The 6,542-nt window shown below is 44.6% G+C and carries 7 protein-coding genes and 1 pseudogene; all 8 read right to left on the bottom strand.

Features of this window, described 5'->3' with window-relative positions; all coding sequences use genetic code 11:
• Positions 1 to 135 precede the first annotated feature (135 nt).
• Positions 136 to 873 carry an SDR family oxidoreductase gene (locus MMY81_RS32740; protein WP_252316103.1) on the bottom strand — a complete coding sequence of 246 codons (738 nt, stop codon included), beginning with the start codon at positions 871 to 873 and terminating at the stop codon, positions 136 to 138.
• A gap of 202 nt (positions 874 to 1,075) precedes the next feature.
• Positions 1,076 to 1,780 carry a PD-(D/E)XK nuclease family protein gene (locus MMY81_RS32745; RefSeq protein WP_252316104.1) on the bottom strand — a complete coding sequence of 235 codons (705 nt, stop codon included), beginning with the start codon at positions 1,778 to 1,780 and terminating at the stop codon, positions 1,076 to 1,078.
• The gene (gene addA / locus MMY81_RS32750) at positions 1,777 to 4,302 is read right to left on the bottom strand and encodes a helicase-exonuclease AddAB subunit AddA (RefSeq protein WP_252316105.1); all 2,526 of its coding nucleotides are present in this window, start codon (positions 4,300 to 4,302) and stop codon (positions 1,777 to 1,779) included. Before addA ends, MMY81_RS32745 begins: the two co-directional genes overlap by 4 nt.
• 32 nt (positions 4,303 to 4,334) lie before the next feature.
• Positions 4,335 to 4,709 carry a UvrD-helicase domain-containing protein gene (locus tag MMY81_RS32755; protein ID WP_252316106.1) on the bottom strand — a complete coding sequence of 125 codons (375 nt, stop codon included), beginning with the start codon at positions 4,707 to 4,709 and terminating at the stop codon, positions 4,335 to 4,337.
• A 118-nt stretch (positions 4,710 to 4,827) separates the two neighbouring features.
• Complete coding sequence (locus MMY81_RS32760; protein WP_252316107.1) at positions 4,828 to 5,040, bottom strand: PD-(D/E)XK nuclease family protein; 213 nt, start codon at positions 5,038 to 5,040, stop codon at positions 4,828 to 4,830.
• Entirely contained in the window at positions 5,037 to 5,588 is a 552-nt protein-coding gene (locus tag MMY81_RS32765; protein ID WP_252316108.1) for a PD-(D/E)XK nuclease family protein, read from the bottom strand. The genes MMY81_RS32760 and MMY81_RS32765 overlap by 4 nt, the downstream gene beginning before the upstream one ends.
• 52 nt (positions 5,589 to 5,640) lie before the next feature.
• Positions 5,641 to 5,847, bottom strand: a pseudogene (locus MMY81_RS36150) (PD-(D/E)XK nuclease family protein); the annotation flags it as partial.
• Positions 5,848 to 6,298: 451 nt separating this feature from the next.
• Positions 6,299 to 6,542 (bottom strand): hypothetical protein (locus tag MMY81_RS32770; RefSeq protein ID WP_252316109.1); only part of this gene is annotated, 244 nt, incomplete at its 5' end.

Here is a 6,542-nt window from a genome sequence, read left to right on the forward strand (position 1 = left end):
GACGAATGAAGAAGCTATTGTCGAAAACGATGAACGACTCATTTTTGAAGTGGATCATTCCCACGTTATAGAAGATAGTCAGCAATAACACAAAAAGGGAGACGCGATATATCGCGTCTCCCTTTTTGTTATTTTTTAACCTTGGTTTGTTGGGCGGATAATAATTTCATTTACATCAACGTGAGGCGGCTGATTAACAGCGTAAAATACGCCTTCGGCTATATCTTCACTGGCGAGTGGTGTCATAGAACCAAGGCCAACTCCATCTTTTAGGAACGACATAGCATCCTCATCTGTAATAGTATCAGTAAGTTCAGTCTGAACAATTCCAGGAGAAATAGACGTGGTGCGGATATTACTCTCCGCGAGTTCTTTACCCATTCCTTCCATAATGACACGTGCAGCGAACTTAGTTCCACAGTATACAGCACCGGTAGGCATTACTTCATGACCGGCTACAGAAGACGTGGTCAAGATATGTCCTTCATTGCGCTCTATCATATGCGGCAGAACTGCTGCTACGCCATATAATACGCCTTTAATGTTTACATCAACCATCTTGTCCCACTCGTCTACTTTTGTATTCTTCATAAACGACAGCGGCATAAGACCCGCATTATTAAACAGTACGTCAATTTGCCCGAATTCATTTATCGCGAATTCTGCCAGTTCTTTCATTTCTTTTTCAGAAGTTACATCTGTTTTTTTGTATACAGCTTTGCCATTTCCACCGCTCAGCTTTTCCTGAAGATCTTTAAGTCTGTCTTCTCTTCTTGCAGCTAATACTACATTAGCTCCTTCTTTTACAAAGCGTTCTGCTGTTGCTTCTCCAATACCGCTGCTTGCTCCAGTAATATATAATTGTTTTGCCATTCCAGTTACTCATCTTTTATCACTCCATTATTTTTGGTTACCTCCCTACCTTTCCCACTTTTTTTCGCTGTTAATCTTAATTGGGCACTTTTTTTTAAATGTAATAGAAATGAAAGATTTATTTCCCTTATAAATCAATCATTTAATGGGAATCCGCATGAGAAGTCCTCACTGTCCTTTTGTTAGTAAATGAATTCTCGTATCATCCGTTATTCTCATTCATCGGTATAATCAACTCTTGATCAAAAGCGTAAATATATGCTTCCCTTACAGGTTCTTCCCATATAGCTGAGAGGGCTTCTCTGTAAACATCCAGCTGGAATTGATATTTATCTTTCATACCGGCTATGTGCTCTTCCCGGGTTTTATTTTCTACGTTGGACAGACGATCTGTTTTGTAATCGATGAGCACTAGACTGCCTTGTTCATTCCGAAAAACACAATCAGCCATTCCCTGAAGAACGGTGATATCTTCTCCTCCGGATTCAGCTACGGGGCGTCCGTAAGTAAAAGGTACCTCCCGCCAAACCTCGGTAGAGCGGATAAGTGCCTGGCCCAGGCTACTCTCAACAAAAGGTATGACTTTTGTTTCATCTATTACTTCTGCCTGTTCCTGCGTCAGCCAGTTACCTTCGACAAGCTGCTTTTTTAGCTCTGTCAAATCCGCTTTAGTAACAGGTCCTTCCAAAGGCAGATTTTCCATTAGAATATGAAAAGCGGTTCCTCTTTCCTGAGGGGTGACTGTTTTCTCCTGAAGAAACCTTGGCCGCTCTGCGCCCGCTGAGCGGAATCCGGTCTGAAGAGCCGGCTGTTCGCTGTACGGGTCAGAAATAGCCTGCTTCCATTCGCTCACGGTCTGTTTGGAACGAAGGACTACTGTATCCGCATAAGGATATTTCCAGTTCATTCTTGCACTGACACGTTCATCTTCTGCTGTATAGCCTGCTGCCGGCTCAAGGCGGGCGAGCGCTTCTTTTCCTGCATATTCAGCTGTTCCGGCTCTTCTCTTTCTCCAGTCAACGTATGTTGTTCAATCACTTCTACGTTCCAGATGGAGGCATCTGTTAGAAAATCCATTCTCGATGTTTCCTGCCACTTAGCGTGATCGGCATGACGAAGAACAGCAGGCATAATCCAGTCAAAAAATGTTTTAGCCTGAAGCCTGTCAAATGCCGAGAGTGTTTCCCCGGCTTGTGTCGCTGTAACTGCCCATTTTGAAAAATCCGAAACCGCATCTTTGACTGTACCTACCAGCACAAATTGTTCTTTGGCCCGGGTCAGTCCAACATATAAAACTCTCATTTCCTCCGCCAGCAATTCTTTTTTTTCCCTGATTTTGATGGCTGCCTGAGGAAGGGATGTTTTTACTATTCGTTTAGATGGGTTAATATATTTCGTGCCGATTCCTAAATTTTGATGAAGAAGAATATCACTGTACATATCACGCATATTAAAATCTTTGCTTAAGCCGGATAAAAAGACGATGGGAAATTCAAGTCCTTTGCTTTTATGAATGGTCATCAGCCTGACTACTTCTTCTTTTTCTCCAAGAGTACGGGCGGTTCCCATATCATCACCTTTTTCCTGAAGCCGTTCGACAAAACGGAGAAATCGGAATAATCCTCTAAAAGATGTCTGTTCATAAGCACGTGCCCTGTCATATAAAGCCAGCAGGTTTGCCTGTCTTTGTTTCCCGCCGGGGAGTCCTCCTGTGAAGTCATAATAACCGCTTTCCTGGAGTACACGCCAAATAAATTCAGGAAGTGACTCCTGACGGGAGTAGGTCCGCCATTCTTCCAACGTTTTTAAAAACGTATGAATTTTCTCTCGGCATGATGCCGTTTGAGCTGCAGCCAGCAGCGCATCATAGTACGTCCCGCCTGTATCGGCCATTCGTATTTCAGCCATCTCTTCTTCGCTGAACTGGCCAATAGGAGAACGAAGGACGCTGGCAAGCGGAATATCCTGAATCGGGTTATCAATCACATGCAGCAGCGACAGCACAATATGAATTTCCACCGCTTTAAAATAACCGGTTCGAAGCTCAGCATACACAGGTATCTGCAGTTCACGGAATTCTTCCATCATCGCTGTAGACCATGCCATGGAACGCATAAGAATAACAAAATCATTGTAGCGGACCGGACGCTTTTCTCCTGTCCGGTCATCGATAACCTGTTTTTTCTCTTTCATCATCTGATGAATGCGTCCGGCAATGTAACGTGCTTCAAGCACAGCTTTTTCAGTATCTTCCTCTGCTTCTTCGACTTCCATCCCGGATAGAGGGGCACCTCGATTAATAACGGCAATATCGGCGGCAGGATCCTCTTCGGACTGAAACCCTTCATTGCCCTGTTTAAGCGCAGCTTCTGCATCATAGGCAATTCCACCAATATCTTTATCCATCAGCTGCCGGAAAATAAAGTTAGAGGCATCAATAACATTTTTACGGCTGCGAAAGTTTTTATCGAGATTTATTTTCCAGCCCTTCTCCGACTCTTCTGTCGTATACGTTTCATATTTATCGATGAATAGACCGGGTTCAGCCAGACGGAAACGGTAAATGCTCTGCTTGACATCCCCTACCATAAACAGCCGGTCCGGTGCCGAGACGAGCTGAAGGATAGCTTCCTGGACATAGTTTGTATCCTGATATTCATCAACCAGCACTTCCTGAAAGTGATTCTGATAATATGCAGACGCCTGCACACTGCCCGACTGGTCCCGCAGAATCTGCAGGGTTAAGTGCTCCAGATCGGAGAAATCAGCTACTCCTTTTTCCCGTTTATTATCGGTAAAGCGGCTGTTCAGTTCTTCAGCAGCGAGTGTCAATTCTTTTACGGCCGGAACCATAAAGTGCATGTCCTCAAGCATTTTTTCCGGGGATTGGTACAACAGTTCTTGTGTCTTTTTTACAATATCTTTTGCTTTATCCCGAAGCTGTTTTGTTTCCGCCTTTAAAGCTTCGTCCACGTCATGTTTTTTTGTGATAGGTTTCAGCCCTGCAGGCACTACCGCATGAATGCCTGCATAGAGCTGCTCCATCGTATCGTAATCCTTAATGATTGAGATTTGTTCAATATCGGACTGGATCGCTTCTGCGTAAGGAAATGGACCGGACGGCGCATTCGCTAGTTCTTCAGCCCGGCCAAGCATGCGTAGGGCCCCTTCAAGCGTAATACGGATTTCCTGAATAATCTCCCTGGACCATGGATGATCATTTAAATTATCTCCGCTGAGCGTTTCATATTGGCTGCTCATTTCCTGAAGCCAGCGGTCCGGATCTGGATGCGCCCGCGAGAAATCGTAAAGTCTTCGAATCAGCTGTCGCAGCCTTTCGTCATTTCGACTGCCGCTGTACGAATCAGCGGCCTGAATGAAAAAGCTGCTTTCCGGCTGTTCGTATTTTTCTTCCAGAAATTTGTTCAAGTATTTCCTCTTTCATCCACTCTCCTTCGGTTTCATCCAAAAACGCGGAACTTCGGATCCAGTTCCACCTGAAAGTAGTGTCTGCGGATCACGCTCATACAAAAAGAATGCAGCGAAGAAATCTGTGCTTTATTTAATAAGGAAAGCTGTCGGCGCAGATGAAGAGAATCCGGATTTTGCTGTATTTTTTTCTCCAGTGCTTTGCCTATTCTTGTTTTCATCTCGGCAGCCGCAGCGTTCGTAAAGGTCACAATAAGCAGACGGTCGATGTCTATCCCGCTTTCTTCGTCGATAATTTTTTGGATAACCCTCTCAACAAGTACAGCCGTTTTTCCACTTCCGGCAGCGGCAGCAACCAGCGTATCCGCTCCGGTTCCTGACACTTGCTTCCATTGACTGTCTTCCACCGGACATTATCCGGCTTAGGTTTTCTTGTTCTTTTTGTTCATCCGCCGACTCCCCTCTCCGAGTAATTCTTTTTTAATTGTTTTCTCGTCTGCTTTTAATACTCTGTAATGATTTGCTTCAAAACTGCTGGTCAAACTGGCAGACGGCTCTGAAAGAACAGAACGTACAGGCCGTATCATTTCCTATTTTATAAGGGTTAATTTCTACAGATCCATGCATAATTTGTTCTCCAGCTTCCAGAAGCTTCTGCTGAATAAATTGGTGGATCGCCTGAAAGTTTTCCCGGCTGATCGTTGATTTTGTTTTAGAAAGTTCTCCGCCTTTTTTCATTCTGGCCGGTATGGTAGTGTAGAATGGCCTTCTTGTAAATCTGTATCCATCAGACGGACCGATTCTTCATCATCCATAATAAGACCTTTCATTTTGTATTCTTTAAATAGTCTTTCTTCAATATCATCTGCTGAATCATCCGCTACATTTACAAATGGATCATGAATATGAAAATAAAGGATGCCGGCCGGATCAGCTTTTTCACCAATCCACTCTTCTGCATAGGTCATGACGATATCCAGGTAAACAAGCATTTGAAGTGCCAGTCCAAAATACACCTCGCTCAGGCGGATATCTTTTACGCTGGACTTATAATCGATGACACGGAGCAGTAGTCCCTCCGGCCCCTCGGCCCTGTCTACACGATCAATTCTTCCAGCTATCTCCATTTTCGTTCCGTTCTCAAGCGTAAACGTCATAGGCGGCAGATCCTGATGTTCGCCGAACGCGACTTCTAAAGCAATGGGTGAAAACGCAGATTGAATAGACTGCTTTCTCATAACGAGGGAAGCTCTCGTAATCGTTTTCCTGCAGTTTTTTCTGCACAAAAAGCATGTTTGGCACTGCTGGATAGAATCTCCTCTGTACTTTTGGTGCCAGCTGGTTTACTGCATGTGCGGCTTTTTCTACACACTCTTCTTCGGTTATATCTTTCCATTCTTTTCCTTCGCTTTGAATGGCTTCTGTCATATCTTTTAGGGCTGCATGAAAAAACTGTCCAATATCTGGCGCTTCAAGTGTATACGTATCCCGTTCTTTCAGCCTCAGACCATAGGATGCAAAGTGGGCAAAGGCGCAATTTTTCAAACTGCTCCACTCTGGAGACGCTTGCTTTTAAAGAGGTTCCATAGAGCTGTGTACTCATCTGTTCGGTAAGCGGATACGCTTTATTTCTGTAAAAAATGCTCTCCATTCCCTTAAACAAAGTCCGGATGCGCGCCCGGGGTTCTGAGCATACCAGTTTATATACACCCCACCATATATCGGAAACAGCCTCGCCCGATTTCCAGCGCTGCAGCTGATAAATGAGCTGGGACAGTGTTCTTCTGGAAGAATGCACGAACAACGCTTCCTGCTTTTTGATTGAAATTCCTGCGGTTCTGCAAACACAAACTCTTCCTGGAGGGCGGGCATCATATCTTTTAACTGGCTTATTAGAATAGAAGGCTGCTGTGCTTCTCCCTTTTCATTGGCAAGCGGATAGCTGATATACAATTCTCTGGACGGCAGGCTCAAAGCCCTGTAGACGAGAAAAGATTCATTCAACAGTTTCTGACTCGAGGTATTCGCGAGAGAAAATACCGCTTTCTTCAAACCATCTGCGGTCTTCATCTCCCAGAATCCCGTCTTCTTCCATTTTAGACGGTATAATTCCTTCGTTTACCCCAAGAACAAACAGCAGTTTAACATCCTCCAGACGTGAGCGTTCCATATCAGCTGCGCTCACCTGATCAATTGCCGGCGGAACCAACCGGAATAACAGACTCTCGAGCCCTGCTTCC

The sequence above is a fragment of the Sinobaca sp. H24 genome (genome assembly GCF_023845525.1).